The sequence below is a fragment of the Actinomadura meridiana genome (assembly GCF_039537545.1).
In the GTDB taxonomy this organism is placed as follows: domain Bacteria; phylum Actinomycetota; class Actinomycetes; order Streptosporangiales; family Streptosporangiaceae; genus Spirillospora; species Spirillospora meridiana.
Genome location: NZ_BAABAS010000005.1, coordinates 621,675 through 642,190 on the forward strand (window position 1 = coordinate 621,675; position 20,516 = coordinate 642,190).

A 20,516-nucleotide genomic window follows, 5' to 3' on the forward strand; every position below is an offset into this window, starting at 1 on the left:
GCTCTAGAAAGGAGGCGCAGATGGCGGACCGGACGAGTTCCTCCATCACGGTCAAGGCCGGAAAGGCCGAGATCATGGCGGTGATCGCCGACCTGGAGGCCTACCCGACCTGGGCCAGCGGGATCCGCGGGTTCACCGTCCAGAAGCGCGGCGAGGACGGCCGCCCGTCCCGGGCCGCCCTCACCTTCGAGGGCGGGCCTTTCACCGACACCGTCGGCCTCGCCTACACCTGGGAGGGCGACGACCGGGTCGCGTGGAAGCTGGTGGAGGCGGGCTCCGTCGTCACGTCCCTGAACGGCTCCTACACCCTGGACGAGCGCGACGGCGCCACCGAGGTGATCTACGAGATGTCGGTGGACGTCCGCGTCCGCCTTCTCGGCATCGTGAAACGCAGGGCGGAGAAGCACATCATCGACTCCGCGCTCAAAGGGCTCAAGCGCCATGTGGAGAGCTGACCACCCCCTCGGAGGCGATACCGTTCACGCCGACAACGGATGGAAGATGGACCCATGAGCGACGACGTCCTCGACGAAGCGGCCAAGCTCCTCGACACGCTGATCAGCCCGATCGGCGGCGACGTGGGCCGCCACCTGCGCGACGCCGCGGACTCGTTGCTCGCGGCCGTCCGGGAGGTCGTCGCGCCGGAGGCGTCGGAAAGCCCCACGGCGGGTAGGTCCGAGCGGTCGGACCGCCACGGAACGGGCGAGCCGTGGTCCGCCGCCACCGGCGGCGGGCCGACCGACATCGGGTAGCGCGGCACCGGTCCCCCTGCCGGGCCGCGCGAAGAGGAGGAAGCGTACATGGCCCTGACCATCGGCGTGGATGTGGGCGGCACGAAGGTCGCCGCCGGGGTCGTCGACGACCGGGGAACCATCCTTGAGAAGGTTCGCCGGCCCACTCCCTCGACCAACCCCAAGGAGACCGCCGAGACCATCGCCGAGGTCGTCGACCTGCTGAAGGGCAAGTTCGAGGAGGTGTCGGCCGTCGGGCTCGGCACCGCGGGATTCGTCGACGAGGACCGTTCCAACGTCCTGTTCGCGCCCAACCTCGCCTGGCGGGAGGAGCCGATCAAGGAGAAGGTCGAGAGCCTGGTCGGGCTGCCGGTCGTCGTCGAGAACGACGGCAACGCCACCGCGTGGGGAGAGGCGAAGTTCGGCGCCGGACGCGGCGAGAACTTCCTGGTGCTTGTCGCCCTCGGCACTGGCATCGGCGGCGGCATCATCATCAACGGCGAGCTGTACCGGGGCCGTTTCGGCATCGGCGCCGAGATGGGCCACTTCCGGGTCGTGCCCGACGGCCGCCGCTGCGGCTGCGGCAACCGCGGCTGCTGGGAGCAGTACGCCAGCGGCAACGCCCTCGTCCACGAGGCCCGCGACCTGGCCCGCGTCGCGCCCGCGATGGCCGGACGCCTCCTCGAACTCGGCGACGGCCGCCCCGACGGCATCAGCGGCCCCGAGGTCTCGCAGGCGGCGCGCGAGGGCGACAAGGCCGCCCTGGAGTGCTTCCGAACCATCGCGCACTGGGCGGGCCAGGGCCTCGCCGACCTGAGCGCCATCCTCGACCCGGGCGCGTTCATCATCGGCGGCGGCCTGTCCGACGCGGGCGACCTGCTCCTGGACCCGATCCGCGCCGCCTTCGAGGACGCCCTGACGGGCCGCGGCCACCGCCCGCTCCCCGACATCCGCATCGCCGAACTGGGCTCCGCCGCCGGGATCGTCGGCGCCGCCGACCTGGCCCGCGTCCGACCCCTCCAGGACGTCACCGTCTAGACGTGCCGACCGTCCTGAGCTACAACCTCCGCTCACTGCGCGACGACCCGTCCGCCGTGGCCCGGGTCGTGAGGACCATCGCCCCGGACGTGGCGTGCCTCCAGGAGGTTCCCCGCTTCTGGACGTGGCGTCTCCAACGCCGCCGCCTGGCCAACGCCTGCGGCATGACGATAGCCGCGGGCCGTCGAGCATGCGGCCTGGCCGTGTTCACGGCGCCCCACGTCCGCCGCGTGACTCGGGAGTTCCACCTCCTGACTCCCGACAAGGATCTCCACCGCCGAGCCCTGGCGGTAGCCGTCCTGGAAATCAACGGAACCCGCCTGATAGCAGCCTCAACCCACCTGGACCTGAAGGACGAACCCCGCCAGCGCCACGCCCAAGAGATCCTCGCCCATCTGGCCCGCGCCAAGGCCCGCCACCAAGCCCCGGTGGTCCTGGCGGGCGACATCAACGAAGAACCGGGCGGCCCCACCTGGACCGCCCTGACCAGCCACTTCCATGACGCCTATGAACGGGCCCCCACCAACGCCGAACTGACCTTCACGGCGAGAACCCCCACCAGGCGTATAGACGCCATCTTCACCGACCCGACCATCCAGGTGACAGCCTGCGGCGTCCCCACCGGGGAGTCCCTGCTGGCCGACTATCCCCAGGCCACAGACCATCGTCCCGTCCTAGCGGACCTGGTTCTTCCGAACCCCCAGAAGCCTTAGACCACGGCTCCGTCGTCGGGGTCGCGGGGCTCGTCGCCCATGCGCAGGACCAAGGTCACGAAGCCGCCGATGAAGGCGGCGACGGCCAGGAAGGCGGCCCAGCCGGGGACCTCCCAGTCGAGGATGACGGTGATCAGGAGGTAGACGGGGCCGCCGATGAGGGCGATCCAGGCGCCCTTGGTGAGGGGGTCGGCGGTGGGCAGGGGCGGGGGAGCGGGCGGGACGTAGTGGTCCTCTTCGGTCTCGTCCGGGGGGAACTCGGCGTCGGCGGGTTCGATGACGCGGGCGCGGGGGAGGCGGCCGGTGCGGTCGTCGCCCTCCTGCGGCGGGTCGGGCGGCTCGCTGACGTTCTCCTCGTCGGGCCAGGGGATCTCGCCGTCGGGGGTGGAGTCGAAACCGGCGACGATCTCGGCCCAGATGGCGTCCTCGTCGAGCTCGGTGGAGGAGCCCGTCTCCTTCGGGGGCGCGTCGGGCTCGGCGGGTTCGGGACGGTCGGCGTCCGAGCCCCGAGCCGACGCGTCGCGCAGCCGGGCGAGGTGCGCGCGCAGGATGCCCTCCGCCGCGGGTTTCATGTCGACGTCGACGTACAGCCGGTCGAGCACGTCACCGGCGACGGTCTCGCCGACTGTTTCGGCGGGTTCCGGCGACGGTGGGCCGACGGGATCGGCGACGTCGGACGGCGAGGCCGCGTAGGCCGCCACGCCCGCCTCGCCGAGCGCCGTCAGCATCGCGTCGGCGAGATGCGGGGCGAGGTCGACCAGTGGGGCGTAGGTGTCCGCTGACAGTCCATTGCCTCGGCGATTCACGGGGCCGGCTCCTTCGACGACGGCGTGACCGACAGCACCGGCATGACGGCCTCCGCTCCCCCATCGACTTGTGAAACGTGTGTCCCACGGTATTCGCTGGGCGGCTCGGGACAAGCCCCCGGGCGCACCCGATTGAGATTGACGTCTCAGAGCCTACGTTCATTCCCGCGCCCCGGCGAAGCCGCTGTACCGGCCGGTAGAGCGGGGCGGTGGGGAATGGGAGGATGTTCCATCATCCCCGTCGGTCCGTGACCGGCCATGCCCGCCCCGGGGCCGCCGGTCCGAGGAAGGTCCCGCATGCTCTGGTTCTGGATCCTGCTCAGGGTCGTCCTCTCGCCCGTCCTGTATCTGGGGTGGTGGCCGCGGAACAGGGGGATGAGGAACGTCCCGAAACGGGGTCCGGCGCTGCTGGTGAGCAACCACCTGTCGTTCGCCGACCACTTCTTCGGTCCGCTGCCGCTGAAGCGGCCGATCTACTTCATCGGCAAGGGCGAGTACTTCACCGGCAAGGGGATCAAGGGACTGATCAGCAAGGGGTTCTTCACGGGCGTCGGGGTGGTGCCGGTGGACCGGACGGGCGGATCGGCGGGGGAGGCCGCGCTCCGGACGGGGCTGCGGATCCTGGCGGAGGGCAAGCTGCTCGGCATCTACCCGGAGGGCACGCGGGCGCCGGACGAGCGGCTGTACCGGGGCAAGACGGGCGTGGCGCGGCTGGCGCTGAAGTCGCGGGTGCCGGTGATCCCGATGGCGATGATCAACACGTTCGCGCTGATGCCGCCGGGCAAGACGCTGCCGCGGCTCGGGGTGCGGCCGGGCGTCCGGTTCGGTGAGCCGCTGGACTTCTCCCGCTTCTACGGCCGCGAGGACGACCGGGACGTCCTGCGCCAGGTCACCGACGAGATCATGGAGGCGATCCGGGAGTTGTCGGGCCAGGAGTACGTCGACCGGTACGCCGCCGAGGTGAAGGCGGAGCAGGCGGGCAAGCCGGTGCGGCCGGTGGACGACGATGAGGGGCTGGGCGGCCCTGCCTGAGCGAAGCGAACCGGGGGGTGTGGGGGGTCGTCCCCCGACGAGGAGCGGGCCTGAGCGAAGCGAACCGGGGGGTGTGGGGGGTCGTCCCCCGACGAGGAGCGGGCCTGAGCGAAGCGAACCGGGGGGTGCGGGGGGTCGTCCTCCGACGAGGAGCGGGCCTGACAGGGGGGCGGGCTCGGAGGGGGCTCTCTGGCGGGCCCTGGGCGTCTATCGGGGTCTGACGCTGGTCTACGCGGCGGTCCTGATCGTGGTGAACCGTGACGGTTACGCGCATCCGGCCGGTGGGTGGGTCGTTCTCGGTGTCATGGTCGTCTGGACGGCGTACGCCGTGGCGGCCTTCCCGGGGGCGCGGCGGAGGTGGCCACTGCTGGTCGTCGATCTCGCCGTCGCGTCCGGGTGCCTGCTCGCGACGGCGTGGGTGGAGACCGCCGCGAACCTCGCGGACGGACGTCCGACGCTTCCGGCGGCCTGGGTCGCGGCGGCGGTGCTCGCGTGGGCTGTGGGGGGAGGACGGTGGCTCGGCGTCGTGGCCGCGCTTGTTCTGGCCGGGGCGAATCTGCTGGTCCACGCGCTCGCGGGGACGGTCGAAGCGGTCGGGTTGGCGACGTTCAACGGCATCGTGCTGCTGCTCCTCGCGGGCCTCGTCGGCGGGCACGTCGTGCGGCTGGTGCTGGACGCGGAGGCGCGGCTCGCGCGAGCCGTCGAGCTGGAGGCGGCCACCCGGGAGCGGGAACGGCTCGCCCGCCGCATCCACGACTCGGTGCTCCAGGTGTTGGCGATGGTGCGGCGGCGCGGCGACGAGCTGGGCGGCGAGGCGGCCGAACTCGGGCGCCTCGCGGGCGAGCAGGAGACGGCGCTGCGGTCCCTCGTCGGCACCGATCCCGCGCCGAGCCAACCGGACGAGCTTGATCTCCGCGCGCTCCTGACCGCCCGAGCATCCCCGTCCGTGACGGTCTCGACGCCCGCGACCGGGGTTCCGCTGCCCGCGCACATGGCCCGGGAGATCGAGGCGGTGGTGGCGGCGGCGCTGGACAACGTCCGGCGGCACTGCGGCGACGGCGCCCGCGCGTGGGTGCTGCTGGAGGACGACGGCGGCGCGATCACCGTCAGCGTCCGCGACGACGGCCCCGGCATCCCCGCCGGACGGCTGGCGGAGGCGGCGACGGACGGGCGGCTCGGCGTCGCGCAGTCCATCCTCGGCCGCGTCCGTGACCTGGGCGGCACGGTGGAGATCACGTCCGCCGAGGGCGCGGGCACGGAGATCGAGCTGACGGTGCCCCGGCCCTGTCCCCGGTGAGCCCCCGTACCCTGTGACCCGTGAGCGTCGTTCCCCTGCGGGTCATGGTCGTGGACGACCATCCGATGTGGCGCGACGCGGTCGCGCGCGATCTCGCCGCGGCCGGTCACGAGGTCGTCGCGACGGTGGGCGAGGGCCGCGCCGCCGTCCGCGTGGCCGGGGCGGCGCGACCGCAGGTGGCCGTCGTCGACCTGCGACTTCCCGACCTCGGCGGCGTCGAGGTGACCCGCCACCTGGCCGCCGCCGACCCGCCCGTCCGCGTGCTGGTGCTGTCGGCGAGCGGCGAGCAGGGCGACGTGCTGGAGGCGGTCAAGGCGGGCGCCACCGGATACCTGCTCAAGTCCGCCGCGCGGGAGGAGTTCCTGGACGCGGTCGCCCGCACCGGCGCTGGCGAGGCCGTCTTCACGCCGGGGCTGGCCGGGCTGGTCCTCGGCGAGTACCGCAGGCTCGCCGCCGAGGGGGAGCGGGACGGCGCCCGCGCGGACGACGACGCGCCGCGCCTCACCGCGCGCGAGACCGAGGTACTGCGGCTTGTCGCCAAGGGCCTGACGTACAAGCAGATCGCCGAGCGGCTCGTCCTGTCGCATCGGACGGTGCAGAACCACGTCCAGAACACGCTCCGCAAGCTCCAGCTCCACAACCGTGTCGAACTCGTCCGCTACGCCATCGAGCAGGGCCTGGACGACGACTGGGACGACGGGCGATAACCACGGGGGATAATGTCCCGCCGTCCCGCCCGAACGGCTATGGTCTAGACCAATGGCGGCACGCCGGGACGCCCGGTGAATGCGCCGTGCCGTCCTGCCCGGACGGCTAGTCTGACCATGCGGTCTGACCATGTGAACTGACATGTGAATCGGAGGAGCCCGGTGGCGGGAGAAGGAGACGGCATGCGCGTCGGAGTGCTGACCGGAGGCGGTGACTGCCCCGGCCTGAACGCGGTGATCCGTGCGGTCGTGCGCAAGGGCGTCCAGGTCTTCGGCTACGAGTTCGTGGGCTTCCGGAACGGCTGGCGCGGACCGCTCGAAGGCGACACCGTCGCGCTCGACGTCCAGGCCGTGCGCGGGATCCTGCCGCGCGGCGGGACGATCCTCGGCTCGTCCAGGACGAACCCGATCAAGGTCGAGGGCGGCGTCGAGCGGATCAAGGACAACCTGGCGGGCCTCGGCGTGGACGCGCTGATCGCCATCGGCGGCGAGGACACCCTGGGCGTCGCCCGCGAGCTGTACGCCAACGGCGTCAACGTCGTCGGCGTCCCGAAGACGATCGACAACGACCTCAACGCCACCGACTACACCTTCGGCTTCGACACCGCGGTGAACATCGGCATGGAGGCCGTCGACCGGCTGCACACCACCGCCGAGAGCCACCACCGCGCGCTGATCTGCGAGGTCATGGGGCGGCACGCGGGCTGGATCGCGCTGCACGTCGGCATGGCCGCCGGTGCCAACGTCATCCTCATCCCCGAGCGGCCCTTCGACATCGCGAAGGTCTGCGAGTACGTGGAGAGCCGGTTCAAGACCCGCTACGCGCCGATCATCGTGGTGTCCGAGGGCGCCCATCCGGCCGACGGGCAGATGGAGCTCCAGAACAAGGAGCTGGACTCCTTCGGGCACGTCCGGCTCGGCGGCATCGGCCAGGCCCTCGCCGACGAGATCGAGAAGCGCACCGGCAAGGAGGCCCGCGCCACGGTGCTCGGGCACATCCAGCGCGGCGGCACCCCGACCGCGTTCGACCGCGTCCTCGCCACCCGCTTCGGCCTCCAGGCGATCGACGCCGTCCGCGACGGCGACTACGGCAAGATGGTCGCGCTGCGCGGCACCGACATCACCCGGGTCGGCCTCGACGACGCCACCAAGGAACTGAAGACCGTCCCGCTGGAGCGCTACGCCGAAGCCGAGGTCTTCTTCGGCTGACGAGTCTCCTCCGGCTGAGGGGCCATCTTCGGCCGACCGGTCGTCTTCGGCCGACCGGTCTTCGTCGGCTGACCGGCCCACTCTCGGCGGCCTGGCGGGAACAGCGGTATCCGTTCGCGGTGTTGGCTTATCTGGGCCACACTGGGAGCCCACCCTCGGACCTGTTCCCGCCAGGAGGACCACGCATGACCACGCTCGACACCGCGGCGGCGGACGTCCGTGAGCAGTCGCCCGTCGACGGCGAACCGTGCGTGCTGCTCAAACTGGGCGAGGTCGTCCTCAAGGGCAAGAACCGCGAGCAGTTCGAGCGGCGCCTCGCCGACAACGTGCGCATGGCGGTCCGCCCCATCGCCCGGGTGGACGTCATCCGTCGCCATGGCGTGTTCATCGTCCGCAAACACGATGCCGACCTGGTGACCATGGACCGCGTCGCCCAGCGGATCACCGACGTGATGGGCATCGTGTGGGCGCACCGCGCCTGGCGCGTCGGCAAGGACCTCGCCAGCGTCGAGCGCGCCGCCCTCGAACTGATGGACGGCCGCGTCGGCGCGTTCGCCGTGCGGTCCCGGCGCCGCGACAAGCGGTTCCCGCTGACCTCCACCGAACTCGACCGGCACATCGGGACGCTCCTCACCGACCGGTACGGGCAGCCCGTCCGGCTCAGGAACCCCTCGCACACCCTGTCGATCGAGGTCGACCGCGACGAGGTGTTCGTCTACTCCGGCGGCCTGCCCTGCCAGGGCGGCCTGCCCGTCGGGATGAGCGGCCGCGCCCTGGTGCTGATGTCCGGCGGCATCGACTCGCCCGTCGCCGCCTACCGGATGATGCGCCGCGGCCTGCGCGTCGACTACCTGCACTTCTCCGGCATGCCGTTCACCGGCCCCGAGTCGATCTACAAGGCGTACGCGCTGGTCCGCGAGCTGGACAAGTTCCAGGGCGGGTCCCGGCTGTTCGTCGTCCCGTTCGGCAAGGCGCAGCAGCAGATCAAGTCGTCGGGCGCCGACCGGCTCGCCGTCGTCGCGCAGCGCCGCCTGATGCTGCGCACGGGTGAGATCCTCGCCCGCCGCCTGCGCGGCTCCGCGCTGATCACGGGGGACGCGCTCGGTCAGGTGTCCAGCCAGACGCTCGCCAACATCACCGCGCTGGACGACGCCGTCGAGCTGCCGATCCTGCGGCCCCTCGTCGGCATGGACAAGGTCGAGATCATGGACCAGGCGCGCCGCGTCCGCACCCTGACGATCTCCGAGCTGCCCGACGAGGACTGCTGCACGGTCCTCGCGCCCCGCCGCGCCGAGACCAGGGCGAAGATCGACGACCTGCGCCAGATCGAGAAGCGCCTGGACGCCGGTGAGCTCGCCGAGCAACTCGCCGGGTCCGCGCAGGAGCACCGCCCCGTCTACGCCGACTCCACCGCCTGACGGGAGAGGTCGGCCAGCGGCTCAGCGGGCGTCGAAGTCGGTCGGACGCGGCGTCTCGGGCCCGTCCGGACCCATCAGCGTGACCCGTTCGATGCGGACGATCCGGAACCGCCGCCCGGCGACGGCGATGCCGTTGCGGCGCGTGTCGTCCTCCATCAGCTCCGCCGCCTCGGCGAACCGGGCGACGTCCGTCGCGGCCGGGCTCTCCACCGCGGGCACCACGTGCCGGAAGTAGGTGACCAGGGAGTCGCGGGCCTGCTGTGGGGCGTCGTGGAGCCGTCCGACGGGACGCCACCGCCGCTCGCCCCGCTCGGCGACCGTGAACGCGGGCGCCAGCCCGACCGGCGTGCACGCGGCGGACGGTTCGTCGCCCGCCGCCGCGCTCAGCACCTGGCTCAGCCACTCCGCGATCGCGACCCCGGACGCCGGGCCGGTGTCGGGCAGCAGGTCGTAGGGGCGGCGGGCGGTCCGATGGTCGTCGGGCCTCGGGTCCAGATCGGTGGGACGGGGCGGTTCGGGGCCGTCGGAACCGGTGCGGACGAGCTGTTCGATCCGCACGATCCGGAACCGTCGCCCGGCCGCGATCACCTCGTCGGCGGCCTCGTCCTGCAACGTCCGCGCCGCGATGGAGAGCCGCCGGGCCCGCGTGGCGTCCGACGACGCGGCCCGTTCCTCCAGATGGGTGGCCAGCAGTTCGCGCGCGCCCTGCGGCAGCGGATCGCACGGGCACACGACCTGCCAGCCGCCGGGGACGCGCTCGGCCGCCGTGAACAGCGCGCCCAGCACCACGAGCTCCGGGTAGGCGGAGACGGCGCGGCACGCGTCGGCCAACATCACCGCCGCGACGGGATCGACGCCGTCCAGATCCTCCGGGAACAGCCGCCCCCCGGCGTCACCATCGCCCGATGTCATGCGGGTCATCATTCCGCCGCGCCACTCTCGAACCAATGGTTTAGACCCATTTGTTACCGGCCTGTATACGTTCGCTGTCTTTCCGCCGTCGGACGGGGGACACGAGGACGACCAGGCTCACCGCCAGCAGCCCGAGTCCGCCCAGCGCGGACGTGCCGAGCCGCTCGTCCAGCAGCACCATGCCGAGCACCGCGGCCACGGCCGGTTCCGCCAGCGTCAGCGTCGTCGCGGCCGTGGCGGGCGTCGTGCGCAGGCCTCGCGTGAACAGCAGGTACGCGCCACCCGTGGTGACCACGCCCAGGTAGACGGCGATCAGCGCGCCGGACCCGGTACCCAGCCACCCCATGGGCTGGGCGAACAGCACGGGGACGAGCGGGACGGCCGCCGCCGCGAACAGCGCCCCGGCGACGGCCCGGTCGTCCTCGCCACGAGTGATCAGGACGGACGCGCCCGTCGCGTACACCGCGTACGACAGCCCGGCCAGCAGCGCGAGCGCGATCCCGGCCGGGTCGATGCCCGCGTCCCGGCCGCCGCCGACGAGCAGGGCGCAGCCCGCGACGGCCCCGCCGGTCGAGACGACCCAGCGGCCGGTCGGCGCGGTCCGGCGGGTCACCAGCCCGAGCACGCCGGTGAACGCGGGCGCGCTCCCGATCGTGACGACGGTGGCGACCGCGACGCCGGTCCGTCCGGTGGCGACGAAGAACGCCGTCTGGTACACGACGATCGCGGCGGCGCCGACCCCGATGAGCGGCCGGTTCCGGCGGGCGCCGAGCAGCCGCCGCAGCCCGTCATCGCGCCGGGTGGACGTGGCGAGGGCCAGCAGCACGGCGCCGCCGATGATGAGGCGGATCGCGGCGATCGAGAACGCCGACGCGCCGTCCGCGAAGGTGCGGACGGTCCCGGTGGTGCCCCACAGGGACGCCGCCAGCAGGATGTCGACGCCGCCGCGCCGGACATGACCGCCATGTATGGGTGAACTGGGCACAGGCGACGTGGACGCGGACCGTGACACGGGAGAGGCTCCTGGGCTCGAATCGGAGAGAGGTCATCCGGATTCGGGGCGCAGGAGAACACGGCCGGGCGCGCGTGGCGCCGGGCCGTGTCAGGACTCGGTCAGCGAGTGCGGTCGCCGCGCCCCGGACGGAGCGCGGGCGGGCCACAGTCGGGGGTCCAGTACGCCATGGACCAGACGATAACGGATCAGGCCGGTAACCGATCAGGCCGGGACGGCGCCCCGGTCCACCGGCTGCGTGAGGGTCCGGCCGACCATCGGCGGCAGGTCCCGGACGACCTTGGCGAGCTCCCGCAGATCGCCGTCCACGAGGGCCTGCGGGCCGTCGACCAGCGCCCGCTCCGGGTGCGGATGCACGTCGATGATCACGCCGTCGGCGCCGACCGCGATGGCGGCGCGGGTCAGCGGCAGGACGAGGTCGCGGCTGCCGCCCGAGTGCGACGGGTCCACGATCACCGGCAGGTGGGACAGCCGCTGCGCGACCGGCACCGCGGAGATGTCCAGGGTGTTGCGGGTGGCCTTCTCGAACGTCCGGATGCCCCGTTCGCACAGCACGATGTCGAGGCCGCCGCGCCGCGCCACGTACTCGGCGGACATCAGCCACTCCTCGATCGTCCCGCTCATCCCGCGCTTCAACATGACGGGCCTCCCTGACTCGCCCGCCGCCTGGAGCAGCGCGAAGTTCTGCGCGTTGCGGGTGCCGATCTGGAGCATGTCGGCGTAGGAGGCGACGAGGTCGACGTCGGCCGCGTCCACGACCTCGGTGACGATCGGCATGCCCGTCTCCTCCCGCACGTCCGCGAGGATGCGCAGGCCCGCCTCGCCGAGACCCTGGAAGGCGTACGGGGACGTCCGCGGCTTGAACGCGCCGCCGCGCAGCAGCGTCGCGCCCGCGGCCTGCGCCATCTTCGCGGCGGCGAGGGTCTGCTCGGGTGTCTCGACCGCGCACGGACCGGCGATCAACGTCATCGTGCCCGGGCCGATCGGCACGCCGCCGACCCGCACGACCGACCGTTCGGCGTGGTTCTCGCGGCTCGCCAGCTTGTAGGGCGCGGAGATCCGGACGACGTCGCTGACGCCGCGCATCCCGCGCAGGTTCAGGGTGCCGAACTGCTGGACGTCGCCGACGAGCCCGACGATGGTCCGCTCCACGCCGCGGCTGACGAAGGCCTCGCCTCCCGCCGTCTCGACCAGCGAGACGACGGCCTCGATATCCGCTTCGTTGGCCTCGGGAGCCATGACGACGACCATGAGTGTGTGCCTCTCTGTTTCGCTCGGGGCCCCCGGTGGACCCCGCGGAACAAGCGGTGAAACGACGAAAGCCCCGGGCCGCAAAGGCCCGGGGCTTTCGATCTGTGGTCTGCTAGCGCAACGTCCGGCAGACCAGCCGCCCGGGCTGGTCGAACCAAAAGAAATACATGACGTTGCGCACGGGGTCAGTCTAACGGGTCCCGGGGTGTTCCGGAGGGGGCGGGGACGTCTCCCCACAAAAGGTTCGGGTGGCGGACCGGTCCCGCGCGGACCCCGGATATGGCTCAGCTCACGCCGGATGGCAGGATGGCCGCGTCATGTCCCACCCCGAACAGTCCGCACAGCCGCCGGGCGACCTGCCCCCCGGCCAGTACGTTCCCCGGGGCTGGCCCGTCCTGCACTACGGCCCCGTGCCCAGATTCCGCCCGGACGACTGGGACTTCCGCGTCTTCGGCTCGACCGAGACGGGGGAGCAGTACCGCTGGACCTGGGACGAGTTCGATGCGCTCCCGGCGGCCACCGTGGTGGGCGACTTCCACTGCGTGACCAAGTTCACGGTGCCCGACAACGAGTGGAGGGGCGTCCCCGGGACGGCGATCGTCGAGTTGGCGCCGCCCGCGCCGGACGTCACGCACGTGATGGTCTGGGCCGAGTACGGCTACAGCGCCAACATCAGGATGACCGACTTCCTCGCCGACGGGACGACGTTCGCCACCCACCGCGACGGCGAGCGGCTCACCCCCGATCATGGTTTCCCCGTCCGCATCGTCATCCCGCACCTGTACGCGTGGAAGAGCGTGAAGTGGGTGCGAGGCGTCGAGTACCTGGTCAGGGACCGTCGCGGCTTCTGGGAGGACCGCGGCTACCACAACGTCGCCGACCCGTGGCAGGAGCAGCGCTACTCCTACCAGGAGGACGAGGGCGAGTCGCCGCCCCCGTGACCGGGAGCCTTCGGACGGGCCTCGCGTCGCGGCCGTAGCCCATCCGAGACCTTCGTAAATGGGCAACACATCGACTCACGGGCACAACAGACGTTACCGTACGTTGTCATGGTCCTACCGTCCGTCGTGGCGGTCGTGACGTGCGCCACGGCCGCCGGAGCCGCCGCCGCGGTCTGGGCGCTGAGCCGGCGGCTCGGGCTCCACCGCGGCCTCTCACGCGGCCTCTCACGCGGCCTCTCACGCGGCCTCTCACGCGGCCTGTCGCGCGGCCTCCCACGCGGCCTGTCGCGCGGCCTCCCGCGTGGTCTCCCTCGCCGTGTGCCCGCCGACACGGCGGAGAAGGCGACGTTCTCGGCCCTGCACCTGATCGCGCGCGCGTCGCCGCCGCTGCGCGCCGGGCTCACCGAGGGCTCCGCGCGCACCGCCGCCCGCCGGATCAGAACCATGCTGGGCGCCGAGGCCGTCGCGCTGGTGGGCGTCCTGCCGCCGGACGACGAACTCCACGCCGTCAACGCCTCCGACGACCCGCTGGTCGACGGCGACCCCCGCCGGTTGCGCGCGGTGCCCCGGCTGCTGGCCTGGGACGGCGCGGGTCGTTCCGGTCACGCCGTGGGAGCCGTCCAGGACGCCCTGCCGGTGCTGGACTCGGGCCGCCCCCTCGTGATCGCCCCCGAGTTGCTCGGCTGCCGCGACCCGATGTGCCCCGTCCGCGTCGGGATGGTCGCGCCGCTCACCGTCGAGGGCCGCGTCGAGGGGACGATGGGGGTGTACTGGCGCAACCCGTCCACGGCCCGAGTCCGCGCGGTCGGCGAGGCCGCCCGGCTCGTGACCGGGCAGCTCGACCTCGCCGGGCTCGACGACACCCGCCTGCGGCTCGCCGAGGCCGAACTGCGGGCCCTGCGCGCCCAGATCTCCCCGCACTTCGTGTACAACTCGCTGACGACGATCGCCTCGTTCGTCCGCACCGACCCCGAGCAAGCCCGCGCCCTGCTGCTCGACTTCGCCGACTTCGCCCGCTACTCGCTGCGCAACCCGCGCGACTTCACCACCCTCGCCGACGAACTGCGCTCGATTGACCGATATCTGCTGTTGGAGCGAGCCAGATTCGGCGACCGGCTGCGGTTCCGGGTCGAGATCGCGCCCGAGGTGCTGCCCGTCGCCGTCCCGTTCCTCGCACTGCAACCGCTCGTCGAGAACGCCGTCCGGCACGGGATGGCGGGCGTGGGGGACGTGTTCCATCTCACGATCCTCGCGCGCGACTCCGGCGCCGAGGCCGCGATCAGCGTCGAGGACGACGGCGTCGGCATGGACCCCGAACGCCTCCAGGAGATCCTTTCCGCGCCGCTCGGCCGCCCGGGGCCGGTCGGCTGGGGGAGCGTCGCGTCCCGCGCGCGGCGGCGCGGCTGCGGAGCCGGGATCGGCCTCGCCAACGTCGACGAGCGGATGCGACAGGTCTACGGAGACGAGTACGGGTTGACCGTCGAGACCGCGCTCGGCGCCGGAACCAAGGTCAATTTGCGTGTTCCGAAGTACCGCCCCGGCGTGTTTCCGGACTGACCCGGGTCGCCGCGACACGCCACTCACTTTTCGGAACCGATTGCGGACAGACGGTAATCGCGGCAAAGTCGCCTGCATGCTGCACGTCCTGGCCGTCGACGATGAACGTCCCGCGCTTGAGGAGCTGACCTATCTGCTCCGCAAGGATCCGCGGGTCGGCCGGGTCAGCCGCGCGGGCGACGCCTCGTCCGCGCTGCGCGACCTGAGCCGGATGCTCGTCGAGGGCGACCGCCTCGACGCCGTCTTCATGGACATCCGCATGCCCGGACTCGACGGGCTCGACTTCACCCGCCTGCTCACCGGCTTCGCCGCGCCGCCGCACGTCGTCTTCGTCACCGCGCACGACGACTGCGCCGTCACCGCTTTCGAGCTCGGCGCGCTCGACTACCTGCTCAAGCCCGTCCGCCCCGAGCGGCTCGCCGAGTCCGTGCGGCGCGTCGTCGGGGCCGTCGACCGGGCGGTGCCGCCGCCCGTCGAGACCCGCGACCCCGATGACGAGATGATCCCCGTCGAGCTCGGCGGTCGCACCCGGCTCGTGTCCCGCCGCGCCGTCACCCATGTGGAGGCGCAGGGCGACTACGTCCGGCTGCACACCGCCGACGGCGGCTACCTCGTCCGCATGCCGTTGTCGGCGCTCACCAAGCGGTGGGAGGACGCCGGGTTCATCCGGATCCACCGCAGCACGCTGGTCGCGTCCGCGCACATCACCGAGGTGCGCTTCGACGGGGGCCGCGCCGCCGTCCAGATCGGCGACGAGCTGCTCCAGGTCAGCCGCCGCCACACCCGCGAGGTGCGGGACCGGCTGGTCCGCAGGTTCCACCACCCGGACGGCGAGGACGGCTGCGACGACGCGGGCGGTGGATGCGATGACCGGTGACCGCCGGGTCGGGGTCTCCGCCGCCGCGACCGCCCGAGCCCAGGCCCTGCCCGCGGACGTCGCGCCGCCGCCCGGAACTCCCGTCGCCGACCGGCCCGCCGGGCCGGAGCCGCACGGCGCCGAACCGCAGGACCCCGATCCTCTTGATACCGGCCCGCTCCCCGGACCCAGTTCCGTAGAGGCCGACGTCCTTCTCCGCGCCCAACTGCGCATCGCCCTCGGGACGCTCGCCGTCGTCGTGGCCCTGGTGGCGGGGCTTCCGGCGTTGCTGGTGCTCGTCCCGGCCATCGCGCGGGCCCGGCCCGGCGGTGTCCCGGTGTGCTCGCTCGTGCTGCTGCTCGCCGTCCAGCCCATCTTGATCGTCGTGTCGTTGTGGCAGCTCAGACGTGCCGAACGCGCCGAACGCGAGCTGCCGGGGCCGGTGGAACGTCCGTGACCGCGATGGCCGCCGTGGTGGCACTGATGGCCCTGGTCGCGGTGCTGGCGACGACGTCCGCGCTCGGCGCCCACGGCCGCCGCTCCGCCCGCACCGCCTCCGACTTCCTGGTCGCCTCGCGCGGCGTCACGCCCTGGTGGAACGCCTCCGCGATCTGCGGGGAGTACATCTCCGCCGCCGCGTTCCTCGGCTCCGCCGGGCTGGTCCTCGCCTACGGCGCCGACGTCCTGTGGCTTCCCATCGCCGCGACCGCCGGATACGTCCTGGTTCTGGCGTTCGTCACGGCGCCGCTGCGCCGGTCCGGCGCCTACACGGTGTCCGACTTCGCCGAATGGCGGCTCGGGTCCAGGACGGTCCGGCGCATCGTCACCGGCTGCGTCTGTCTCGTCGGCTGGTTCTACCTGCTACCGCAGTTCCAGGGCGCCGGGGTGACGCTGCGGGTTCTGACCGGCGCGCCCCTCTGGGTGGGGTGGGCCGTCGTCGTCGGCGTCGCGCTCCTGCTCACCATCACCGGTGGGATGCGCGGGGTCACCGCTGTTCAGGCCGTTCAGTTCTGGTTGAAACTCGCGGCCGTCGCCATTCCGGCCGCCGTGCTGGTCGTGGTGTGGAATCTTGGCGGCGGGTCCGACCCCGTCACCGGAGCGGCCCCTCATTTTGAGCAGGCCACGCGGGTGCGGGTGCGCACCGAGGCCGCCGTCCTCGTGCCCGCCGCCGTCACCGTCACCGCCCACGGCGAGATCGACGGCGTCCACCGCGACGACGAGACCGTGCCCCTCGCACCGGGACGGCACGCCATCGGCGCCGGAGCCGACATCGTGTTCCCCGCCGGTTCGGCCGTGCCGCACGCCGAACGGCTCCCCGTCCAGGACGGCGCCACCTGGGCGACCCCCTTCGGACGCGGCCAACCCCACGCCCTCTTCGACACCTACTCGGCGCTGCTCGGCGTCCTCCTCGGCACCATGGGGCTCCCGCACATCCTCATGCGCTTCTACACCAGCACCAGCGGGGCCGCCGCTCGTCGCACCGCCGCGTTCGTGCCCGTCCTGCTGGCGCTGTTCTACCTGTTCCCCGCCCTGTACGGGATGCTCGGGCGCCTCTACGTCCCCGAACTGCTGGTGACCGGCGACACCGACGCGACCCTCCTGACCCTCCCGCGCCGGATGGTCCCCGGCTCCGGCGGCGCCCTGCTCACCGGCCTCATCGCCGCCGGGGCGTTCGCCGCGTTCATCTCCACGTCCTGCGGCATCGTCGTCGCCCTCGCCGGGACGATCTCCCAGTGCGCGCGCCGCCGCGGCGGCATCCGGGCCTTCCGCGCCGGAGCCGTGCTCGCCGTCGCCGCGCCCCTCCCCGTCCTGCCGAAGATCGGCCCGCAGGGCGCCGCCGACCTCGTCACCCTGGCCCTCACCGTCTCCGCCTGCTCCCTGTGCCCCCTCCTCGTCCTCGGCATCTGGTGGCGCGGCCTCACCGCCGCCGGAGCCGCCGCCGGGCTCCTCACCGGCGGCGGCCTCGCCACCGCCGCCGCGATCACCCACCTGCTCACCGCCCCCTGGACCGGCTGGGCCATGACCGTCCTCGCCCGCCCCGCCGCCATCGTCGCGCCCCTCGCCTGCGCCGTCATGATCGCCGTGTCGCTGCTCACCCGCGCCCGCGTCCCACGCCGCGCCCATCGCGCCCTCATGCGCCTCCACCTGCCCGACGACAGGCCCGTCCGCTGAACGCCCGTGATTCATCGACCACCGCGCGGCCCCCGACGTGGACCGTTCCCGCCGACCGCTCGTCCCGCCCCACCGCCCGCTCGTCGAGCGACTACGCCGCGCACATCTCTGACTACGTACCGCTCATCGAGGCCCGTGTTTCCTGGTGCTCACCAGCCTCATCACGCCTCTAGAGTTCTCAGTGGCACCGAAAACCACCGCCTCGGAGGGGCGGGCGGCAACCGCCGCGAAACCTCCCACAAGAACAAATCCGGAGATCCGGCGTATGCCAGTCGAAACGCCGGATCGTGTGTCGCTGGATCCCGTACCGGGGGGGTGGGATCCGGTGACCTGTGGCTCGGGCGCCGCTGAACAGTCGGGGGGTTGTTCCGCGGCGCCCGAGCTGTGTTTATTGTATTTTTCTCCTCCTTCGGGCGCTGGGGCGCCCTCAGTCAACCACGCTGGTCACGGGGTCATACGAGGTATGACAGATGGCGGTTGACCTGGGCATACGCCCGTCGCAGTGATCGCGTGTCACTGGCGGTCAGGGCGAATCTGCGGGGGCTGGCTCCCGGTATGGCTCCCTGGGAGCCTGCGGGGGGTGCTGACGGGTGCTCCCTGCGGCACGGTCGCATAGTGCCGTCTGGGGCACCGTGCCCACCGCGCGGCGGCCTGGACGCGCCCCAGGGGGCTCTAGGCCGCTCGGACCCTACCCAACACGTGACCCCCGGTTTACGGGGGTAAGCCGGGGGTCTCAGGTGCTTCGGGACGTCGGGTTACGGCACGTCTAGGTCTCCCGCCTTGACGTCACGCACAAGCGTTCGGAAGGTCTCTGGCGAGAGCGTGAACGCGGGGCCGTCCGGGTCCTTGCTGTCCCGCACCCCGATGTTTCGTGTGAGCGCTGCAACTTCTACACAGTTGGTGTTGTCTGAGGTAGCGCTCCGGCTCGACTTGCGCCACTCCGTCATGTGTACGTCTCCAAAGCTTGTTGGATCATCACTCGTGATGGTCCGATGGGGGCGGCGAGATGGCCTATCCGGTCATACCTTACTTCGAACTGTTGCACGTCCTTCGGGTCGGTCACGAGTCCACCACCGTGCGGCGCTTCGGCGTAAGCGATGTCTCTGGCGTCCACTGTCAGCAGCATGAGGGAGCCGTCATACCCGACGTGAACGCCCGCGCTTTTCTCTAGAACTCGCAGGTTGACGTGTGGTAGGTCGCCTAGCTCCAACAGATGGGCGAGCTGCTCGCGCATGACATCCGCTGTTCCTACTGGTTGCTCTAGGACGACCCAGTTAAGGATCACTGACACTTCGGGCGGGCGCTCCTTGTTAAACACTGCCGCCTGTCGAGCGAGGCGGGTTTCTATCGCTTCGTCTAGGTCGCGAACCAGCCCAACAGAGAAGACGGCGCGGGTGTAGGCGGGTGTCTGGAGCAGTCCGGGTACTAGTCCGAGTTCCCACATGCGCGCGCGTGTTGCACGTGCCTCTTGCTCCGATAGGTCACCTAGTCGCCATTCGTCGTCTTTGCGCTCTTTCGCGAACTTCACAAGCCTTGTGAACCGGCGTTCTAGGTTCCACTCACGGTCAATGATCTCTGCGTGGTCAAGCTGCATGGGGATCTTGCCCGATTCGATGCGTGAAACGATTGAACGATCACGCCCAATAAGGCGGGCAAGTGCGGCTCCCGATACCCCGCGCGTTCGTCGCTCTTTGCGCAGCTCAACGGCTATGTAGTCCCACATCGACCGGTCAGGGTCTAGCAACTCTTGGCTGTTCACTCGCCACACTCCGTGTGTTGCATTCGGTTCATGAACGTAGCGAACATACCTCGGACCGGCTCATGCTGTGTGGCGGACGGCACAAACATCTAGCCCGTGGGGTGATATCGGGCATGAGCGATCACGCGCGGCACACGCGGACACATCGCACAGCGGCGGTACCGGCTGGACCGGCGTACCGGGTTCCACGCGCACGCCCGGGGGTGGTTCCTCGGGCGGTTTCTCCCATGCTGGCCATTCTTGAGTCTGTCCACGCGGAACGGGTGGAATTCTTCCGCGCGCTACAGGTGGAACTGTGCGACGCGCGTGACCTCGCTGCGGTGATCGCAGAAGAGAACGGTTACCCGGTATTGAGCGTTACGCGCGTGGACGGACAACGGTCAATCGTGGTCGGGTGCGTGTATTGGCGGGGGGTGTGGTGGTTCGCCACCCCCGATATGAACGCATTTGCGCGGGCTGATGACGCGCGCGGGGCCGCATGTGCCGTCAAACAGGCAATGCGTGGTGAATAAATAGGAGGACCCCGGACCAGTGGGCAAAAGGGACGACAATATTCCAGAAGAGGCTTATGGGTGGCCTTGTGATAAAGGTGGTGATCATAATCCCCAGCGCGACGCCGACGGCGTCATTCGCTGTACCAAATGTGGTGAAGACTTCGACTGAAAAACGCGCGGGTTGAAGATGCGGCGGGGACGGCGACTCTAAGTGTGATCAAACAGGCAATGCCTGGTGAATAGAAGGAGGTGATCGGAATGACGGAAAACGCGGAAGCATTGACGGCGCGTCCGGCCGACATGGTCCCCGTGGCTGTCGGAGCGTTCGAGGAAGTCTGGCGTTCACGGGGGCATTTCCCGGCGCTCCTTAACGTCATTACAACTAAGGCAAGCGTGGAGGCTGAAACTCGCCTTAGCGATGTGCCTGAGCGGGATTCCACGGAAGCCCTAACGGTCGCATGGGGCGTTGTGTGGCGAAGCCTGGAACGGCTTATGCTGGAACACGGGTACCTCCCCGACACGATCAGGAGACTGATCGCAGAGTCGGCGAAGCAGGTAAGGCACGTCGCGGAGAGCGACGGGGATTCGTAAGGCTGCCCGCGCGTGAGCGA

The 20,516-nt window shown here is 71.2% G+C and carries 22 protein-coding genes; 16 read left to right on the forward strand and 6 right to left on the reverse strand.

From position 1 onward, the window contains the following. Nucleotides 1-20 precede the first annotated feature (20 nt). From ABD808_RS12105 to ABD808_RS12120, 4 genes are read left to right on the forward strand one after another with little or no spacing between them, the layout of a single operon-like run. The gene (locus ABD808_RS12105) at nucleotides 21-455 is read left to right on the forward strand and encodes an SRPBCC family protein (protein ID WP_344894569.1); all 435 of its coding nucleotides are present in this window, start codon (nucleotides 21-23) and stop codon (nucleotides 453-455) included. A gap of 54 nt (nucleotides 456-509) precedes the next feature. Beyond that, a complete protein-coding gene (locus ABD808_RS12110) occupies nucleotides 510-752 on the forward strand; it encodes a hypothetical protein (RefSeq protein ID WP_344894572.1) in 243 nt (80 codons plus the stop codon). A gap of 48 nt (nucleotides 753-800) precedes the next feature. After that, complete coding sequence (locus tag ABD808_RS12115) at nucleotides 801-1,769, forward strand: ROK family glucokinase (RefSeq protein ID WP_344894575.1); 969 nt, start codon at nucleotides 801-803, stop codon at nucleotides 1,767-1,769. 2 nt (nucleotides 1,770-1,771) lie between these two features. Next, nucleotides 1,772-2,482, forward strand: coding sequence for an endonuclease/exonuclease/phosphatase family protein (locus ABD808_RS12120; protein WP_344894578.1), 711 nt, complete (start codon nucleotides 1,772-1,774; stop codon nucleotides 2,480-2,482). On the opposite strand, the gene ABD808_RS12125 is transcribed toward ABD808_RS12120, so the two are convergent. Continuing rightward, nucleotides 2,479-3,288, reverse strand: a complete 810-nt coding sequence (locus ABD808_RS12125; protein ID WP_344894581.1) for a hypothetical protein — start codon at nucleotides 3,286-3,288, stop codon at nucleotides 2,479-2,481. The genes ABD808_RS12120 and ABD808_RS12125 overlap by 4 nt on opposite strands. 297 nt (nucleotides 3,289-3,585) lie before the next feature. Between ABD808_RS12125 and ABD808_RS12130 the strand changes: the two genes are divergently transcribed. The 5 genes from ABD808_RS12130 to thiI all read left to right on the forward strand — a co-directional run bounded on the left by ABD808_RS12130 (nucleotide 3,586) and on the right by thiI (nucleotide 8,951). After that, nucleotides 3,586-4,320 carry a lysophospholipid acyltransferase family protein gene (locus tag ABD808_RS12130; protein WP_344894584.1) on the forward strand — a complete coding sequence of 245 codons (735 nt, stop codon included), beginning with the start codon at nucleotides 3,586-3,588 and terminating at the stop codon, nucleotides 4,318-4,320. A gap of 73 nt (nucleotides 4,321-4,393) precedes the next feature. Next, nucleotides 4,394-5,617 (forward strand): MacS family sensor histidine kinase, encoded by a 1,224-nt coding sequence (macS, locus tag ABD808_RS12135; RefSeq protein ID WP_425548913.1) that lies wholly within the window; start codon nucleotides 4,394-4,396, stop codon nucleotides 5,615-5,617. 44 nt (nucleotides 5,618-5,661) lie between these two features. Further along, nucleotides 5,662-6,324: a response regulator gene (locus ABD808_RS12140; RefSeq protein ID WP_425548921.1), complete on the forward strand. Its 663-nt coding sequence runs from the start codon at nucleotides 5,662-5,664 to the stop codon at nucleotides 6,322-6,324. Between the two features lie 183 nt (nucleotides 6,325-6,507). Beyond that, entirely contained in the window at nucleotides 6,508-7,533 is a 1,026-nt protein-coding gene (locus ABD808_RS12145) for a 6-phosphofructokinase (RefSeq protein ID WP_344894593.1), read from the forward strand. 185 nt (nucleotides 7,534-7,718) lie between these two features. Further along, nucleotides 7,719-8,951 (forward strand): tRNA uracil 4-sulfurtransferase ThiI, encoded by a 1,233-nt coding sequence (thiI, locus tag ABD808_RS12150; protein ID WP_344894596.1) that lies wholly within the window; start codon nucleotides 7,719-7,721, stop codon nucleotides 8,949-8,951. Between the two features lie 21 nt (nucleotides 8,952-8,972). Here the strand turns inward: thiI and ABD808_RS12155 are convergent, their stop codons facing one another. From ABD808_RS12155 to aroF, 3 genes are all read right to left on the reverse strand, one after another. Continuing rightward, nucleotides 8,973-9,863: a DUF5954 family protein gene (locus tag ABD808_RS12155; protein WP_344894599.1), complete on the reverse strand. Its 891-nt coding sequence runs from the start codon at nucleotides 9,861-9,863 to the stop codon at nucleotides 8,973-8,975. Between the two features lie 40 nt (nucleotides 9,864-9,903). Then, nucleotides 9,904-10,875 carry a DMT family transporter gene (locus ABD808_RS12160; RefSeq protein ID WP_344894602.1) on the reverse strand — a complete coding sequence of 324 codons (972 nt, stop codon included), beginning with the start codon at nucleotides 10,873-10,875 and terminating at the stop codon, nucleotides 9,904-9,906. Nucleotides 10,876-11,079: 204 nt separating this feature from the next. Continuing rightward, complete coding sequence (aroF, locus tag ABD808_RS12165; protein WP_344894605.1) at nucleotides 11,080-12,126, reverse strand: 3-deoxy-7-phosphoheptulonate synthase; 1,047 nt, start codon at nucleotides 12,124-12,126, stop codon at nucleotides 11,080-11,082. Nucleotides 12,127-12,443: 317 nt separating this feature from the next. On the opposite strand from aroF, the gene ABD808_RS12170 reads away from it, so the two are divergent. The 5 genes from ABD808_RS12170 (at nucleotide 12,444) to ABD808_RS12190 (ending at nucleotide 17,652) form a co-directional block, all read left to right on the forward strand. Next, nucleotides 12,444-13,067 (forward strand): sulfite oxidase-like oxidoreductase, encoded by a 624-nt coding sequence (locus ABD808_RS12170; RefSeq protein ID WP_344894608.1) that lies wholly within the window; start codon nucleotides 12,444-12,446, stop codon nucleotides 13,065-13,067. 108 nt (nucleotides 13,068-13,175) lie between these two features. Next, on the forward strand, nucleotides 13,176-14,624 hold the full coding sequence (locus ABD808_RS12175; protein WP_344894611.1) for a histidine kinase: 1,449 nt from the start codon (nucleotides 13,176-13,178) through the stop codon (nucleotides 14,622-14,624). Nucleotides 14,625-14,700: 76 nt separating this feature from the next. Further along, nucleotides 14,701-15,501: a LytR/AlgR family response regulator transcription factor gene (locus tag ABD808_RS12180; protein WP_344894614.1), complete on the forward strand. Its 801-nt coding sequence runs from the start codon at nucleotides 14,701-14,703 to the stop codon at nucleotides 15,499-15,501. After that, nucleotides 15,491-15,937, forward strand: coding sequence for a hypothetical protein (locus ABD808_RS12185; RefSeq protein ID WP_344894617.1), 447 nt, complete (start codon nucleotides 15,491-15,493; stop codon nucleotides 15,935-15,937). The genes ABD808_RS12180 and ABD808_RS12185 overlap by 11 nt, the downstream gene beginning before the upstream one ends. Nucleotides 15,938-15,942: 5 nt before the next feature. Next, nucleotides 15,943-17,652, forward strand: coding sequence for a sodium:solute symporter family transporter (locus ABD808_RS12190; RefSeq protein ID WP_344895383.1), 1,710 nt, complete (start codon nucleotides 15,943-15,945; stop codon nucleotides 17,650-17,652). A 755-nt stretch (nucleotides 17,653-18,407) separates the two neighbouring features. Here the strand turns inward: ABD808_RS12190 and ABD808_RS12195 are convergent. Next, nucleotides 18,408-18,599 carry a DUF397 domain-containing protein gene (locus ABD808_RS12195; RefSeq protein ID WP_344894620.1) on the reverse strand — a complete coding sequence of 64 codons (192 nt, stop codon included), beginning with the start codon at nucleotides 18,597-18,599 and terminating at the stop codon, nucleotides 18,408-18,410. After that, entirely contained in the window at nucleotides 18,596-19,411 is an 816-nt protein-coding gene (locus ABD808_RS12200) for a helix-turn-helix domain-containing protein (protein ID WP_344894623.1), read from the reverse strand. Before ABD808_RS12200 ends, ABD808_RS12195 begins: the two co-directional genes overlap by 4 nt. Before the next feature lie 227 nt (nucleotides 19,412-19,638). Here ABD808_RS12200 and ABD808_RS12205 point away from each other — a divergent pair, with 227 nt between their 5' ends. Both ABD808_RS12205 and ABD808_RS12210 read left to right on the forward strand, forming a co-directional pair. Then, entirely contained in the window at nucleotides 19,639-19,923 is a 285-nt protein-coding gene (locus ABD808_RS12205; RefSeq protein WP_344894626.1) for a hypothetical protein, read from the forward strand. A gap of 240 nt (nucleotides 19,924-20,163) precedes the next feature. Beyond that, entirely contained in the window at nucleotides 20,164-20,496 is a 333-nt protein-coding gene (locus ABD808_RS12210) for a hypothetical protein (RefSeq protein ID WP_344894629.1), read from the forward strand. Nucleotides 20,497-20,516 lie beyond the last annotated feature (20 nt).

Excerpts from the sequence above, each read along its gene's own strand:
- ABD808_RS12155 (WP_344894599.1), bottom strand. The coding sequence starts at position 9,863 with ATGACATCGGGCGATGGTGACGCCGGGGGGCGGCTGTTCCCGGAGGAT.
- ABD808_RS12130 (WP_344894584.1), top strand. The coding sequence starts at position 3,586 with ATGCTCTGGTTCTGGATCCTGCTCAGGGTCGTCCTCTCGCCCGTCCTG.
- ABD808_RS12180 (WP_344894614.1), top strand. The coding sequence starts at position 14,701 with ATGCTGCACGTCCTGGCCGTCGACGATGAACGTCCCGCGCTTGAGGAG.
- ABD808_RS12195 (WP_344894620.1), bottom strand. The coding sequence starts at position 18,599 with ATGACGGAGTGGCGCAAGTCGAGCCGGAGCGCTACCTCAGACAACACC.
- ABD808_RS12210 (WP_344894629.1), top strand. The coding sequence starts at position 20,164 with ATGACGGAAAACGCGGAAGCATTGACGGCGCGTCCGGCCGACATGGTC.
- ABD808_RS12185 (WP_344894617.1), top strand. The coding sequence starts at position 15,491 with ATGACCGGTGACCGCCGGGTCGGGGTCTCCGCCGCCGCGACCGCCCGA.
- aroF (WP_344894605.1), bottom strand. The coding sequence starts at position 12,126 with ATGGTCGTCGTCATGGCTCCCGAGGCCAACGAAGCGGATATCGAGGCC.
- ABD808_RS12175 (WP_344894611.1), top strand. The coding sequence starts at position 13,176 with ATGGTCCTACCGTCCGTCGTGGCGGTCGTGACGTGCGCCACGGCCGCC.
- ABD808_RS12140 (WP_425548921.1), top strand. The coding sequence starts at position 5,662 with ATGGTCGTGGACGACCATCCGATGTGGCGCGACGCGGTCGCGCGCGAT.
- ABD808_RS12115 (WP_344894575.1), top strand. The coding sequence starts at position 801 with ATGGCCCTGACCATCGGCGTGGATGTGGGCGGCACGAAGGTCGCCGCC.
- ABD808_RS12190 (WP_344895383.1), top strand. The coding sequence starts at position 15,943 with ATGGCCGCCGTGGTGGCACTGATGGCCCTGGTCGCGGTGCTGGCGACG.
- ABD808_RS12105 (WP_344894569.1), top strand. The coding sequence starts at position 21 with ATGGCGGACCGGACGAGTTCCTCCATCACGGTCAAGGCCGGAAAGGCC.
- ABD808_RS12205 (WP_344894626.1), top strand. The coding sequence starts at position 19,639 with ATGCTGGCCATTCTTGAGTCTGTCCACGCGGAACGGGTGGAATTCTTC.
- ABD808_RS12170 (WP_344894608.1), top strand. The coding sequence starts at position 12,444 with ATGTCCCACCCCGAACAGTCCGCACAGCCGCCGGGCGACCTGCCCCCC.
- ABD808_RS12145 (WP_344894593.1), top strand. The coding sequence starts at position 6,508 with ATGCGCGTCGGAGTGCTGACCGGAGGCGGTGACTGCCCCGGCCTGAAC.
- thiI (WP_344894596.1), top strand. The coding sequence starts at position 7,719 with ATGACCACGCTCGACACCGCGGCGGCGGACGTCCGTGAGCAGTCGCCC.
- ABD808_RS12110 (WP_344894572.1), top strand. The coding sequence starts at position 510 with ATGAGCGACGACGTCCTCGACGAAGCGGCCAAGCTCCTCGACACGCTG.